The sequence below is a fragment of the Qipengyuania huizhouensis genome (genome assembly GCF_019711635.1).
GTDB lineage: Bacteria > Pseudomonadota > Alphaproteobacteria > Sphingomonadales > Sphingomonadaceae > Qipengyuania > Qipengyuania huizhouensis.
On the sequence record NZ_JAIGNT010000013.1, the window covers coordinates 25,514 to 38,144 of the forward strand.

Annotated in this window: 14 protein-coding genes and 1 tRNA gene; 3 read left to right on the plus strand and 12 right to left on the minus strand. The window is 60.9% G+C overall.

Going from position 1 to position 12,631, the window contains the following annotated elements; genetic code table 11:
- Nucleotides 1-10: 10 nt before the first annotated feature.
- The 5 genes from K3180_RS10830 to efp form a co-directional block, all read right to left on the minus strand.
- Nucleotides 11-1,846: an SLC13 family permease gene (locus K3180_RS10830; protein ID WP_221540793.1), complete on the minus strand. Its 1,836-nt coding sequence runs from the start codon at nucleotides 1,844-1,846 to the stop codon at nucleotides 11-13.
- Nucleotides 1,847-1,949: 103 nt separating this feature from the next.
- Nucleotides 1,950-2,034: transfer RNA gene (locus K3180_RS10835), tRNA-Leu, on the minus strand.
- 79 nt (nucleotides 2,035-2,113) lie between these two features.
- The gene (locus tag K3180_RS10840) at nucleotides 2,114-2,932 is read right to left on the minus strand and encodes an inositol monophosphatase family protein (RefSeq protein WP_221540794.1); all 819 of its coding nucleotides are present in this window, start codon (nucleotides 2,930-2,932) and stop codon (nucleotides 2,114-2,116) included.
- A 9-nt stretch (nucleotides 2,933-2,941) separates the two neighbouring features.
- Nucleotides 2,942-3,295: a hypothetical protein gene (locus tag K3180_RS10845; RefSeq protein ID WP_221540795.1), complete on the minus strand. Its 354-nt coding sequence runs from the start codon at nucleotides 3,293-3,295 to the stop codon at nucleotides 2,942-2,944.
- 11 nt (nucleotides 3,296-3,306) lie between these two features.
- Nucleotides 3,307-3,870, minus strand: coding sequence for an elongation factor P (gene efp, locus K3180_RS10850; protein ID WP_221540796.1), 564 nt, complete (start codon nucleotides 3,868-3,870; stop codon nucleotides 3,307-3,309).
- Between the two features lie 141 nt (nucleotides 3,871-4,011).
- Between efp and K3180_RS10855 the strand changes: the two genes are divergently transcribed.
- Nucleotides 4,012-4,377: an elongation factor P gene (locus K3180_RS10855; protein WP_345719468.1), complete on the plus strand. Its 366-nt coding sequence runs from the start codon at nucleotides 4,012-4,014 to the stop codon at nucleotides 4,375-4,377.
- On the opposite strand, the gene K3180_RS10860 is transcribed toward K3180_RS10855, so the two are convergent.
- The 3 genes from K3180_RS10860 to thiE all read right to left on the minus strand — a co-directional run bounded on the left by K3180_RS10860 (nucleotide 4,374) and on the right by thiE (nucleotide 6,980).
- Nucleotides 4,374-5,084, minus strand: a complete 711-nt coding sequence (locus K3180_RS10860; RefSeq protein ID WP_221540797.1) for a M23 family metallopeptidase — start codon at nucleotides 5,082-5,084, stop codon at nucleotides 4,374-4,376. The genes K3180_RS10855 and K3180_RS10860 overlap by 4 nt on opposite strands.
- 17 nt (nucleotides 5,085-5,101) lie before the next feature.
- On the minus strand, nucleotides 5,102-6,241 hold the full coding sequence (locus tag K3180_RS10865; RefSeq protein WP_221540798.1) for a L,D-transpeptidase family protein: 1,140 nt from the start codon (nucleotides 6,239-6,241) through the stop codon (nucleotides 5,102-5,104).
- A gap of 106 nt (nucleotides 6,242-6,347) precedes the next feature.
- Nucleotides 6,348-6,980: a thiamine phosphate synthase gene (thiE, locus tag K3180_RS10870; protein ID WP_221540799.1), complete on the minus strand. Its 633-nt coding sequence runs from the start codon at nucleotides 6,978-6,980 to the stop codon at nucleotides 6,348-6,350.
- A 79-nt stretch (nucleotides 6,981-7,059) separates the two neighbouring features.
- Between thiE and K3180_RS10875 the strand changes: the two genes are divergently transcribed.
- Complete coding sequence (locus tag K3180_RS10875) at nucleotides 7,060-7,452, plus strand: hypothetical protein (RefSeq protein WP_221540801.1); 393 nt, start codon at nucleotides 7,060-7,062, stop codon at nucleotides 7,450-7,452.
- Between the two features lie 18 nt (nucleotides 7,453-7,470).
- Here K3180_RS10875 and K3180_RS10880 read toward each other — a convergent pair whose 3' ends face one another.
- Nucleotides 7,471-8,358 (minus strand): fructose bisphosphate aldolase, encoded by an 888-nt coding sequence (locus K3180_RS10880; protein WP_221540804.1) that lies wholly within the window; start codon nucleotides 8,356-8,358, stop codon nucleotides 7,471-7,473.
- Between the two features lie 125 nt (nucleotides 8,359-8,483).
- Here K3180_RS10880 and K3180_RS10885 point away from each other — a divergent pair, with 125 nt between their 5' ends.
- Complete coding sequence (locus tag K3180_RS10885; protein WP_221540806.1) at nucleotides 8,484-9,242, plus strand: flavodoxin family protein; 759 nt, start codon at nucleotides 8,484-8,486, stop codon at nucleotides 9,240-9,242.
- Here K3180_RS10885 and K3180_RS10890 read toward each other — a convergent pair.
- The 3 genes from K3180_RS10890 to gap all read right to left on the minus strand — a co-directional run bounded on the left by K3180_RS10890 (nucleotide 9,239) and on the right by gap (nucleotide 12,630).
- Nucleotides 9,239-10,360, minus strand: coding sequence for a serine hydrolase domain-containing protein (locus K3180_RS10890; protein WP_221540808.1), 1,122 nt, complete (start codon nucleotides 10,358-10,360; stop codon nucleotides 9,239-9,241). The genes K3180_RS10885 and K3180_RS10890 overlap by 4 nt on opposite strands.
- A complete protein-coding gene (locus K3180_RS10895; protein ID WP_221540810.1) occupies nucleotides 10,312-11,511 on the minus strand; it encodes a phosphoglycerate kinase in 1,200 nt (399 codons plus the stop codon). Before K3180_RS10895 ends, K3180_RS10890 begins: the two co-directional genes overlap by 49 nt.
- 111 nt (nucleotides 11,512-11,622) lie before the next feature.
- The gene (gene gap / locus K3180_RS10900; RefSeq protein ID WP_221540811.1) at nucleotides 11,623-12,630 is read right to left on the minus strand and encodes a type I glyceraldehyde-3-phosphate dehydrogenase; all 1,008 of its coding nucleotides are present in this window, start codon (nucleotides 12,628-12,630) and stop codon (nucleotides 11,623-11,625) included.
- Nucleotide 12,631 lies beyond the last annotated feature (1 nt).

The window sequence follows — 12,631 nt, forward strand, 5'->3', positions numbered from 1 at the left end:
GGAAAGGCCCTTAGAGCTGGTAGGTCAGGACCAGTCCCACGGAAAGCGCAGCAACCATGATCACCACCAAGGGGATTCCGGTGCGGATATAATCGCCAAATTCATAGCTACCCTCGGCCATTATGAGCATATTCGTCTGATATGCGATCGGCGTCGCATAGCAGAGATTGCAGCCGAACAGCACGGCCAGCACCAATGGCTCTGGCGGCAAGCCGAGTTGCGCAGCGATGCTGAAGGCAATCGGCGTACCGACGGTGGCCGCAGTCGCGTTCGACGCGAAGTTGGTGAGAAGAGTGACGAACAGCATGATCGCAGCGAGTACGCCTGCAGGTGGCAGATGCTGCAGGCCGGATGAAATCAGCAGTCCCAGCCAGTCTGCCGCCCCGCTTTCGAGAACGATCCGTCCGATCGCAATACTGGCGGCGACCAGTACGATCACCTTGCCGGACAAGGCACGGCCGACCCGGTCGAACTTCACGCAGCCGGTCACGAACATCAAGATCGCACCCGCCAGCGCTGAAATGGCGATCGGGACCTTGAGCAAAAAGAACCCCTCGTTCCCGAAAAAGGGTAGCCCGACCGAAGCCAAGGCAACCGATCCGATCATGATGGCCGCGGCCAGCACCGCCTTCGATCGGCGCGGCAATTCGCGCATGCCTTCGAGCTTGAGGAGGCTGTCACCTTGGGCGAAATTTTGCAGGTCGTCAGGTAGGCCCATGACGAGCAAGACGTCGCCCTCGACGATACGCATGTCCCCGCCGACAGAGAACTTATCCTTTTCCCCTACCAGCCGCTTGGGCCTGTGAAGGCCAATCACCGCTACCCCATAGAGGTCCGCAATCCCGGAGGTAGGCAGCGTCCGGCCGATGAGGCGAGAGTCGGCCGTGACGGTCATTTCGACGACGGCAATATCGATGCTCTTTTCCTGGGAACTCCGACGGATACGCTCCATCACCCAAGAAGGCGCAGCGTCCCCGCGCAGAACTCTTGCCGCTTCCTCGATCACCTCGTGAGTGCCGGTCATGGTGAGGCGTTGATTCGCCCGCATTAACCCGGGTGGCACTTCCTCGAACTCGATTCCTTCCGGGAGGCGCTTGACCACTTCGGCCAATTCGCGCCCGTTGAGCATCGAATTCTCGGTCACTCTCAACCGGGTCACAAAGCGGCGTAATTCATGCTGGTCGAACACCCGGTTATCGCCAAGCAGGCGCGGCATAACCAGCCAGAGGTACGGCAGAGCAAACACGGCCGCAAAGAGGACGATCGGCGTGTAATCGAATACGCCCATTTCGCGCATCCCGAGATCCACGGCGATAGATACGACGAGAATGTTCGTGGACGTACCAATCGTCGTGGCCATTCCTCCAATCAGTACCGCAGCGTTGATGGGGATCAGCGTCTTCGACGCCGGCATGCCTCCGCGGTGCGCCAGCGCGACGAAGATGGGCAGGAGAAGCACGAGGACGGGCGTGTCGTTGACCGCCATCGACAGGACCATCGCAACTACCAGCGAAATCAACAGGCCGAGTTGCCCGTTGATCTTGAAGACCCGTTCAAGGAGGCGTGCAGCAGGTTCCAGCGCACCGGTAACAACCAAACCGCGCCCCATGATCATGAGGGCGCAGATGGTGATGAGTGCGTAATGTCCGAAGCCTGAGAACGCAAGCGAGAGGCCGTCGGTAGGTGCCGTGCCTTCGAGCGGGAAAAAATAGAGCCCCACCGCAATCACGGCGATGGTCATCAGCGAGATGATCTCCACCGACATTCGCCCACGCGCAAAGGCGATGAACATGGCGATTGTCACCGCCATGGCTGCAATCGCGTGGTAGGACGGCATCCCGATCATCCGGTCGGATCAATCCCACCGCTATCGCCGAATATCAAGCGATTTCGCGATGATATCGGGGCTGCACCCGCGGATCTTAGAGCCGAATACCGATTGTCCTGGATGGTACCCCTGGCCGGACTCGAACCGGCACTTCGTAAGAAACTCGATTTTGAGTCGAGCGCGTCTACCAATTCCGCCACAGGGGCACTGTGCTGGAGCGCGACGCGTTAGCCGCGCGTCTTTGCCGCATCAAGCTTTCAATGAAAATCGCCCGCAATCGCCACCCTACTTGAGCGCATTCGCGAGCATCTTGTGCAGTTTGGAATGCAACTGATCGTTCGCTGCGAGGATCTGCTTCGAGTGAATCTGCTCCGAACGGCCGCGGAAGTCGGAAACGAAGCCGCCCGCTTCGCGCACGATCAGGCATCCGGCCGCTGTGTCCCAGTCATTGAGGCCGCTCTCCCAGAAGCCGTCGAAACGTCCGGCGGCGAGCCAGGCGAGATCGAGCGAAGCGGCGCCGAACCGGCGGATGCCCGCCACATTGGGCCCGATGGCGTTGAATATCTTCGACCATTCGGAAAAATCGCCATGACCGGAGAAGGGAATGCCGGTGGCGACCAGCGCTTCCGACGGATTGCGGCGAGATGAAACGCGCAGGCGGCCGTCATGCAGCCACGCGCCGCGCGTCTTCTCGGCCCAGAAAGTCTCGTCGGTAACCGGGTTATAGACCACCGCGGCAGTGACATCGCCCCAATCGTCGCTGCCCAGCTTGCGCTCCTGCACCGCGATGCTGATCGCGAAATGCGGGATGCCGTGCAGGAAATTGCTGGTTCCGTCGAGCGGGTCGACGATCCAGCGCGGCATGCCGTCCTTCCCCTCGATCGTTCCGGCTTCTTCCATCTCGAAACCCCAATCGGGGCGCGCGGCCAGAAGTTCGTCGTAGATTGCGCGCTCGGCCCGCATGTCGGCCTTGGACACGAAGTCGGAAGGGCCCTTGCGGCTTACCTGCAGGTGCTCGATCTCGCCGAAGTCGCGGCGCAGGCGGCCACCCGCCTTGCGCGCGGCCTTCTCCATCACGCGGATCAGTCCGGAAATTGCGGCCATTATACTCTCTTATTCGGTCAGGACGCGGATCGAACGCGCCTGCAGGTGGATGTCGCCCCACTCGCAGGCCATGTCGAACTTCGTGCCCTCGATGTTGAATGTTTCGATAGCGAAGCGGCGCTGCATCCCGTCGCCGGCGGTTTCGCGCCGGTCGAGCTGCAGCTTGCTGATCCCGGCGAACTTGAGCAGGCCGGGATGCCAGCAGCACTCTTCGCCCGCGCCGGGCTCTTCATAGTCCGGATGTGCAGGCTCAAGGCAGAAATCCATCTCCAGCGTCAGCTCGTCATCGTTGATGATGACCGCGCGCAGCGTGCTTTTGGCGATGTCGACATTATCGAAACGACTGGCGATGGATTTGCCCATGTCTGCGCCCCTCAGCTCGCCTTGCCGACGTAGCTCTGTTCGTAGACGTCGACGATGATGCGCGTTCCGCTTCCGATATGCGGAGGAACCATGATGCGCACGCCGTTGTCCAGCACGGCAGGCTTGTAGCTGGAGGAGGCGGTCTGCCCCTTCACCACGGCATCTGCTTCGACGATTTCGGCTTCGATCTGCGCCGGAAGCTCGACCGAGATCGGCTTCTCTTCCCACAGTTCCAGCTTCACCTGCATTCCGTCCTGCAGGAACGGACGGGCATCGCCCAGAAGATCGCTCGGCAGAGTAATCTGCTCATAGGTGTTCTGGTCCATGAAGACGAGCATATCGCCATCTTCATAAAGGAACTGGTATTCTTCGGTATCGAGACGGACCTTCTCGACCGTGTCGGCGCTACGGAAGCGGACGTTGGTCTTGCGGCCGTCCTGCAGGTTCTTCATTTCGACCTGCATATAGGCACCACCCTTGCCCGGCTGGGTGTGCTGGATCTTGGCGACTTTCCAGATGCCGCCTTCATATTCGATGATGTTGCCCGGACGGATGTCCACGCCGCTGATTTTCATGGGAGTCTGCCTCGATGTGAAAGAGCGCCGTCCGGCATCGAACGGTCGTGCGTGAGCGCCCTTACAGGCTGGCAGGGCGCACGGCAAGGCGGTGGAAATTTTGCGGCAATATCCCTATAAGAGGGTCTTGGAGGGTATGACGTGAAATCGTTTGCAATCGCCGTGTTGGCGTCCGCTGCGACGCTTACCGCATCTCCCGTACTGGCGCAGGGTCGCCTCGGCCTGTTACCGCAGGGCGAATACGTCTGCGCGCTGCCGGGCAGTGCAGACGGCCCAGCCTGGCGAGAGGTCGAGGGGCGTAATTTCGCTATTACCGGCGCGTCGAGCTACACCGCCGGCAATGGATCGGGGACCTACCTGATGGAAGGCAAGCGCATCACTTTCACCCGCGGCCCCATGAAAGGCATGCGCATGATGCGCGTGTCTTCCGGCATGCTTCAGGAAATCGACCGAAGCGGCAAGCTGGGCCGCTTGCGCTGTCACAGGGCTGGTCCGATAAGCGACTAGTTGTCCTGGGAACCCTTCAGAAGTGGATAGGGATTGATCGCGTTCGCTGGTTCCCACCACTCCGCATCTTGTGTCGTTTGAAGAATTGCAAAATGAAGATGCGGAGCGTCCTCCGAGGCATTCCCGCTTGATCCCACTTCGCCAAGGCGCTGTCCCCGCCGCACCTGCTGTCCTTCCTTGAGCCCCCTCGCATATCGGTCGAGATGGGCATAATAATGGATCGTGCGCCCGTCGGACGAGCGGATATACAACGTATTCCCCCCGGCATCGGATTCGAACATCTTTTCGACAATTCCCGGTCCCGCTGCAATCACGCTGGTACCCTTGGGAGCCATGATATCGATCGCCTCGTGCAATCGCTCGCCGCCGCCACGGGAGTCGGTAAACGTATCGGATAGTTCGGAGGAGCTCACATTGAGTACGGGGATGATCAGATCCTTTGCCGCTCCCTCTTCGATCATCCGGGCGAATTCGGTGTTGAGGGGCTTGGCATTGCGGGCTTCGTCGGAGACCGGCGTCTCCGTACCCGGTTCGGCAGGGCCGGCCCGCGTTGGCGAAGGGCTTGGCGCGGATTCGGCAGGCCGCGTATTCTCGCGCTGACTATCGGCCGTGGCGTTTTCGATCAGGCTGCCACCCGCCACGATCCAGATCGCGCTGGTAATCGTAGCCGTGACGACGATGGTAAGTATTCGATCGATGATTTTCATTCGCACTTCCTAGCCTGTCAGCTTTCGAAAATCACTCTGGTAGATTGAGACACCATTCCGGCGAGCCTGGCGGCGTCCCAATTCGTCAACCGCACGCAGCCGCTCGATTGTGCACGGCCGATCGTTTCCGGATCAGGCGTGCCGTGGATGCCGTAGTGTTCCTTCGACAGATCGATCCAGACCACTCCGACCGGGCCGTTGGGGCCGGGCGGAAAAGTATGGACACCACCCTCCGCATCGTCTTTGCCAAGCACCTCGGGATCATATTGGTAAGTTGGATTGTATGCCTCGCCGACAATGTCCCATTCGCCCAATGGCAGGGGAAATTCGCTCGAGCCAGAGCTGACGGTGAAAAGTGCGACGAGTTCGTCGCCCTGGTACGCTTTCAGCGTCTTGCCCGCCTTGCTGACCACGATACGGTCGACTTCGGGCTGCTCGGTGCCCACTCCAAGACTTGCGAGCGTTGTTTGCCAGTCCCGATCTTCTATCGCGCCCTTCTCGATCCGGTCGGCACCGATATTGGGCACGCGGACTTGCTGACCAGCCTTGAAATAGCCATCGCTCGAGCCAGCGGGTGCAGGTTGATCGGCATTTCCTTCGCTTGCCTCCGCAGGCGAACCGGCCCCGGCAGGTCGGCCGTTCGGGTTGAGTTCGCGGAGCACCTCTACCGTCGTGTGAAAGCGCTCTGCCAGCCGCTCGTCGAGCGACTTGTATCCAAGCCTTTCCATCTCGGCTTTCTCTGCCGGGTCCTCCGGAATCTCGTAATACCGGGCGTCTCCCCAGCTTTCCGGGATGGTGACAACACGTGTCGCAGGAATTGAATCCCAGTCCGCCAGCGCCGTTTCGGTCGCCTCGTCCAGCTCGCCGGTGATTTCCAGATCGTTGGCTTCCTGGAAACCGCGCAATGCGTTTTCCGTGCTCATGCCCATCTTGCCATCGATCACGCCCGGCCCCCAGCCTTGCCGGTCCAGCACGACCTGCGCCTGCATGATCGGGCGCTCTTCCGGATCGGGGATCACGTCATCCTGGCGCGATTCTTCGTCGTTCGATGCCATGGAGTCGGCGAGATTGTTCTCGTCGTAGGTTTCGTATCCGTAATCTTCGGCAGGTTCGGCCTGGACGGTGCCCGTATCGTTTTCCTCTTCGGCACCGTTCATACCGCATGCCGCGAGGGCGATCGAAGAAGCTGCAACAAATAGAAATGTGCGCACGAGGTATCTCCTGAAATTTGGGGAGGCGACCCGCCCCGTTCAGTGAGACAACTCATGCCTTGGAGATTTGCTCCGCAAAGGCTTTCACGGCTGCAACCTCATCGCCCGACCAGACTGCGCCGGATACCGCCAGGAAGTCTGCCCCGGCTTCGATGATCGGCCTGCAATTTTCCGGAGAGATCCCGCCAATGGCGACCGAGGGAATTTCGACCATTTCGTTCCACCATTCGAGCAACTGCAATTCCGCACGATGCTCGGTTTCCTTGGTTTCGCTCGGGAAAAAGGCTCCAAAGGCGACATAATCGGCACCGGCCTCGCCTGCTTCGATCGCGAGGTGGCGCGATGCATGGCAGGTCACGCCAATCTGGGCTTCGCGGCCGAGTTCCTCGCGTGCCTCTTTCACATCGCCATCGCCTTGGCCCAGATGGACGCCATCGGCCTTCAGTCTCTTGGCCAGCGCAATCGAATCGTTGACGATGAAGGCCACTTCGTGCGCCGCGCAGATTTCCTGCAACGGTACGGCAAGCGCAGCGGCCTCGTGCTGGTCGATCCCCTTCACCCGGAACTGGAAAGCGGTGACGACGCCCTTCCCCGCTTCGAGCGCGCGTTCGAGCCTGCGAGGAAAGTCGCCCGAAACGTCGAGCGGCGAGATCAGGTAAAGCTGCGTGATTATCTTTTGGGCCATCGCTCCGCTCCGTATCGCCAAGAACGCTGTTCGTCGACATTCAGATTGGGGAAAGCGAAGCGGGCGCTATCTCACAGCCATGGCAAGAATATTCGCGCTCGCGCTCATCGCCCTCCCGCTCGCTTCCTGCGCGGTAATCCCCGATACGCCCCGCGTCGGGAAGGATGCGGCGGCACAGGGGACCCCGGTCGGCATTGGCGAACCCGTCTGGACGGGCGATGCGATCCTCACCCCGCTCGCGGTGGTGGAGGACAGCAGGTGCCCGGAGAATGCGCGCTGCGTATGGGCCGGCAAGCTCACCGTTTCGACCCGCATTACCTCGACCCACTGGGCGCAGACGGTGGACCTGACGCTGGGCGAACCGCACGAGGTCCTCAGCCGCACCTACGTGCTCGTCTCCGGCCTGCCCGAAAAACGGCAGGACCGCGAAACGCAGCCCGGCGAATACCGCTTCGTTTACGAGCGGCGCTAGCCCGCTCGCTGCGAGGGATCAGGCCACGCTGGCTGCGTGAATGCGGTCAATCGCACCTGACAGCGTGCCGTCGAATTCCTCATCGCTCTGCTGCTTGCGCAGATCCTGCAGCAAGCCGCGGCTGAAGCTGGCGATCATGCCCGGGTTTTTCGCCAGCTCGGCACAAGCCTCGTCGGTCGAATACCCGCCCGAAAGCGCGACCACACGCAGCACCCTGGGATGCTTCGTCAGACCGGAGTAAAGCCCTGCCTCCTTCGGAATCGAAAGCTTGAGCATGACCTGCTGGCCCTCGGGAAGCGCTACAAGCCCTTCCTCGATCGCTTCGAGCATGATCTTCTCGCCCTCGGCACGGTCGGCAGAGGTGATGTCGTATTCGGGCTCGAGCATGGGCACGAGGCCGCAGGACAGTATGCGTGCGCCTTCTGCAAACTGCTGGCGCACGGCTTCCTTGATCCCCACCGGATTGGCCGACTTGATCACGCTGCGCATCTTGGTGCCGAACACGCCGAGATCCTTCGCCCGCGCGCACATCGCCTCGAGATTGGGGTTCTGCTTCATCAACTGCGCACCGTCGCGCTCGTCCTCGAGGCCCTTGTCGACCTTGAGAAAGGGCACGATGCCGCGTTCCTTCAGGCGCGCCGGCACGCTCTTTCCGCCGCTTGTCCCTTCCATGGTCTTTTCGAACAGGATCGCCCCGATGACCTTGCCATTGCCGAAGCAGGGTGCCTCGATGATGCGCTGGCGCATTTCGTGGATGAGGCCGAACATCTGCTCGTCGCCGTCCCATTCGCCATCTTCCACGCCGTATCCACGCAGCGCCTTGGGGGTGGAACCGCCCGACTGGTCCAGTGCCGCAATAAAGCCCTGCCCGTGTGCGATCCGGTCGCGCATTTCGTCGAAAGTCATGTAAGAATCCCCGTGGGTCTGCATTCGTATGCGCGGCCCATACAAAAGGCCCTTCGCACCTGCAACAGCCGGGGTGCAACAATTCGCAATGCCGTTCGTAATCCTTGATAGAGACAGGAGAATCCATGCTCGACGAGACCCAGAAGAAGCTGTGCGACGACCATTCGAACGACTATTCGGATCTCAGGGCGCTGACGATCAACTGCACCTTGAAACGCTCACCCGAAGGCTCGCATACCGACAAGCTCCTCGGCGTGGTCGAGGCGATCCTGGTGCGGAACAATGTCTCACTCGATCAGGTGCGGCTAGTGGATCACGAAATTGCGCCCGGCATCTATCCCGACATGGCAGAGCATGGGGCGGAACGGGACGACTGGCCGAAAATCTGGAAGAAGGTCGATGCATCCGACATACTCGTGATCGGCACCCCCATCTGGCTGGGCGAAAAATCCTCCGTCTGCCAACGCCTGATCGAAAGGCTCTATGCTCATTCGGGCCAGACCAACGACAAGGGCCAATATGTTTTCTACGGCAAGGTCGGAGGGTGCATCGTCACGGGTAACGAAGACGGCATCAAACATGTCGGCATGGGCGTCCTCTATTCGCTCCAGCATGTCGGCTATACCATCCCGCCGCAGGCCGATGCGGGCTGGATCGGCGAAGCGGGACCAGGCCCGAGCTATGGCGATGCCAAGGAAGACGGCAGCGGCTATGTCGGCTTCGACAACGACTTCACCCGCCGTAACACTACCTTCATGACATGGAACCTGATGCACATGGCGCGCATGTTGAAGGATGCGGGCGGCATCCCGGCATGGGGCAATTCGGTCGATTTGTGGAAAGATGGCCGCCGCTTCGACGCGCCCAATCCCGATTATCGTTAAGCCGGTTTCTTCAGTGCCGCGTCGCTTGCGAAAATATCGAGGAAAGTTCGGGCGATGATGCTCTCGACCACCTCCGCCTTGACCAGTGAATTATGCCACCAGATTGCTTCGGTATTGGCGAGCACGATCAGGGTCAGGTTCTTCTTCGGCACCTTGAGATAGAGCGCCGATCCTTTCTGCTCATCCCATCCGGAGTGCCACAACAGGCGCTTTCCTTCCCAGTCCTCGAGGAACCAGCCGAGACGATAATCTCCGAGCGGCCCGATTTCGCGCTCGACCAGTTCCTGCCTGTAGCTCGGTGGGATCAGCGTTCCCGCATCGAAGGCTATATCGAATGCTGCCAGCGCACGCGGGCTGGCAATGATCCCGGCAGCTGCGCGGAAATCGTCATCGGACAAAGGTTGCTTCTGCACGCGGCCATCGACGACATGGTATGCGAAAGCGAAATTGCGTAGCGCTGCCCCGCCCTTGGGATCATGCCATCCTAGCGCCGAATCATGCATGCCTGCCGGATCCGCCACGCGTTCGCGCACGATGGCGCGCAAGGACCGCCCCCCGGCACCCTCGATGGCACGATCGATGCGGGCAAACAGGATCGGGTTGTAAACGAATGTCTCACCGTTCGCCCGCATGTCGAGCATCTCGGCAAGAGTCGTCATTTTCTTGCAGTCCACCGGGGCTATCGTGTTGCCGAGCCGGTCTGTGCCGCCTTTCATGAAGGGAATGGGCGTGGTGGCGAAGTAATCGCACAATTCCTGCCACCCTTCGTCGCTGCGCATGGGCAAGTCGAGATCGAGGCCCCCTGCCAGATGCTCGGCTAGAATGGCGGTGGCCGATATCGGCTTGGTGGTGGAGGCGATCTTGTAGGTTGTATCGGCGTTGGTCGGCCGTTCGCCCTCGTCGTCGTAATAGCCGTAATAGCCTTCCCAGGCGACTTCGCCATCGCGCACGATGACGGCGCTCAACGAAGGGATCATGTGCTCGCTACGGAACTCTTCGAGGAAGGCGTCGAACTGCTCCTCGGGCTCTTGTGCCAAGGCGGCAGCGGGAGCGAGCAACAGCGCGCCGATCAGCGAGAGAGCGCGGCGACCCCGGGTAGCTGTTTGCCTTCCATCCATTCGAGAAATGCCCCTCCGGCAGTCGATACAAAGGTGAAATCGTCCTTCACGCCAGCATGCGCGAGTGCGGCGACGGTGTCACCCCCGCCTGCGACCGAGGTCAGCGAGCCATCCTGCGTCAGTGCAGCCGCCGTCTTGGCGAGTGCCACGGTCGCCGTGTCGAAAGGCTCGGTCTCGAATGCGCCCAGCGGGCCGTTCCAAACCAGTGTGCGGCAGGTCTTGAGCACGTCGCCCAGTGCCTCGACCGCCTGTGGGCCGACGTCGAGGATCATCTCGTCCGAGGCGACTTCGTGTACGTTGCAGATCCGCATGCTCGGCGGATTGGCCGCGAATTCTTTCGCGACCACGACGTCATACGGCAAGTGGACGGTGCAACCGGCATGGTCGGCCCGGTCCATGATGCGGTTCGCCGTATCGGTGAGATCATGCTCGCATAGCGACTTGCCTACATCGACACCGCGCGCGGCGAGGAAAGTATTCGCCATTCCGCCGCCGATTATCAGGTGCTGCACCCTGCCAACAAGGTTCTCCAGCACATCGAGCTTGGTGGAAACCTTTGCTCCGCCAACGACCGCAGCGACCGGCTGCTCCGGACTGCCGAGAGCAGCATCCAGCGCCTTGAGTTCGGCCTCCATCGCGCGGCCCGCATAGGCCGGCAGATGGTGCGCCAGGCCTTCGGTGGTGGCATGGGCGCGGTGCGCGGCGGAAAAGGCGTCGTTCACATAGAAATCGCCGAGAGTGGCGATGCCTTTGGCGAAGTCGGGATCGTTCGCCTCTTCGCCGGGCCAGAAGCGGACATTGTCCAGCAATCCGATATCGCCATCCGACAGGATGCCGATCGATTGTTCGACTACCGGTCCCATGACCTCGGGAATGAACATGATCTCCTTGCCAAGGACCTTCTCGACGTCGCCCTGCACGAAGCTGGTGCTCATTGTCGAATAGCGCTGGCCCTTGGGACGCCCGTAATGCGCAAGCAGCAGGACTTTCGCTCCGCGCTCGCATAGTTCGAGGATGGTTGGCTTCACAGCTTCGACCCTTGTGACGTCGGTGGCCGACCCGTCCTTCATCGGAAGGTTCAGGTCGACCCGCACGAGCGCGACCTTGCCGGTGATGTCGCCAAGGTCGTCCAGGGTCTTGAATTTCGCCATGAGTCCGGTTCCGTTAGGGCTGAGCCTGTCGAAGCCCCGTTCTTACTTCCGGCTCAGCACTCAAAGAAAGGACGGCCCTTCGACAAGCTCAGGGCGAACGGGTGAGATTTGTCAGAGGAACTTCGCCATCACGCCGGTGGTGTCGATCATGCGGTTCGAGAAGCCCCATTCATTATCATACCAGCTGACGACGCGGGCAAGCTTGCCTTCCATGACGCTGGTTTCGAGGCTGTCGATGGTCGAGCTGGCCGGATAGTGGTTGAAGTCGGAAGAGACGAGCGGCTGGTCGGTGTAGTCGAGCACGCCCTTCATCTTGCCTTCCGAAGCAGCCTTGAGCGCTGCGTTCAGTTCCTCTGCGCTCGTATCGCGGCCGGAGGTGAAAACGAGATCGACGAGACTGACGTTCGGCGTCGGTACACGGACCGACGATCCGTCGAGCTTTCCGGCCAGCTCGGGCAGAACCAGGCCGACCGCGCGCGCTGCGCCGGTGGTGGTCGGGATCATGTTCTGTGCACCGCCGCGTGCGCGGCGCATGTCGCCATGCATCTGGTCGAGCATGCGCTGGTCGTTGGTGTAGCTGTGGATCGTGGTCATGAAGCCACGTTCGATACCCACGGTTTCGTGGAGCACCTTCGCCATGGGCGCGAGGCAGTTGGTGGTGCAGCTGGCGTTGGAGACGATTACGTCTTCCGCCGTCAGCGTTTCGTGGTTCACGCCGTAAACGATAGTGGCGGAAACGTTCTTCGCCGGAGCCGAAATGAGCACACGCTTGGCGCCCGCCTTCAGGTGCGGTTCGGCCTGCTCGTGGCTCTGGAAGAAGCCGGTGCATTCGAGCACGATATCGATGCCCTGCGCTGCATGAGGCAGGTCGCCCGGGTTACGTTCGCTGGTCACTGCAATCGACTTGCCATTCACGATGATGGCGTTGTCCCCAACCTCGACGGTGCCGGGAAAACGGCCATGCGTGCTGTCATACTGGAACAGCAGGGCGTTGGATTTGGTGTCGGCGAGATCGTTGATGCTGACGAGTTCGAGATCGTGATCGTCGCGTTCCAGGATTGCGCGCGCCACGAGGCGGCCGATACGTCCGAAACCATTGATTGCAACCTTGGTGGTCATG

Bases quoted from the DNA above. Each gene is read 5' to 3' on its own strand.
- thiE (WP_221540799.1), bottom strand. From the start codon at position 6,980: ATGGCCCAAAAGATAATCACGCAGCTTTACCTGATCTCGCCGCTCGAC.
- K3180_RS10880 (WP_221540804.1), bottom strand. From the start codon at position 8,358: ATGACTTTCGACGAAATGCGCGACCGGATCGCACACGGGCAGGGCTTT.
- K3180_RS10890 (WP_221540808.1), bottom strand. From the start codon at position 10,360: ATGGATGGAAGGCAAACAGCTACCCGGGGTCGCCGCGCTCTCTCGCTG.
- K3180_RS10840 (WP_221540794.1), bottom strand. From the start codon at position 2,932: ATGGCCGCAATTTCCGGACTGATCCGCGTGATGGAGAAGGCCGCGCGC.
- K3180_RS10895 (WP_221540810.1), bottom strand. From the start codon at position 11,511: ATGGCGAAATTCAAGACCCTGGACGACCTTGGCGACATCACCGGCAAG.
- K3180_RS10845 (WP_221540795.1), bottom strand. From the start codon at position 3,295: ATGGGCAAATCCATCGCCAGTCGTTTCGATAATGTCGACATCGCCAAA.
- K3180_RS10885 (WP_221540806.1), top strand. From the start codon at position 8,484: ATGCTCGACGAGACCCAGAAGAAGCTGTGCGACGACCATTCGAACGAC.
- K3180_RS10865 (WP_221540798.1), bottom strand. From the start codon at position 6,241: ATGAACGGTGCCGAAGAGGAAAACGATACGGGCACCGTCCAGGCCGAA.
- gap (WP_221540811.1), bottom strand. From the start codon at position 12,630: ATGACCACCAAGGTTGCAATCAATGGTTTCGGACGTATCGGCCGCCTC.
- K3180_RS10830 (WP_221540793.1), bottom strand. From the start codon at position 1,846: ATGATCGGGATGCCGTCCTACCACGCGATTGCAGCCATGGCGGTGACA.
- K3180_RS10860 (WP_221540797.1), bottom strand. From the start codon at position 5,084: ATGAAAATCATCGATCGAATACTTACCATCGTCGTCACGGCTACGATT.
- efp (WP_221540796.1), bottom strand. From the start codon at position 3,870: ATGAAAATCAGCGGCGTGGACATCCGTCCGGGCAACATCATCGAATAT.
- K3180_RS10875 (WP_221540801.1), top strand. From the start codon at position 7,060: ATGGCAAGAATATTCGCGCTCGCGCTCATCGCCCTCCCGCTCGCTTCC.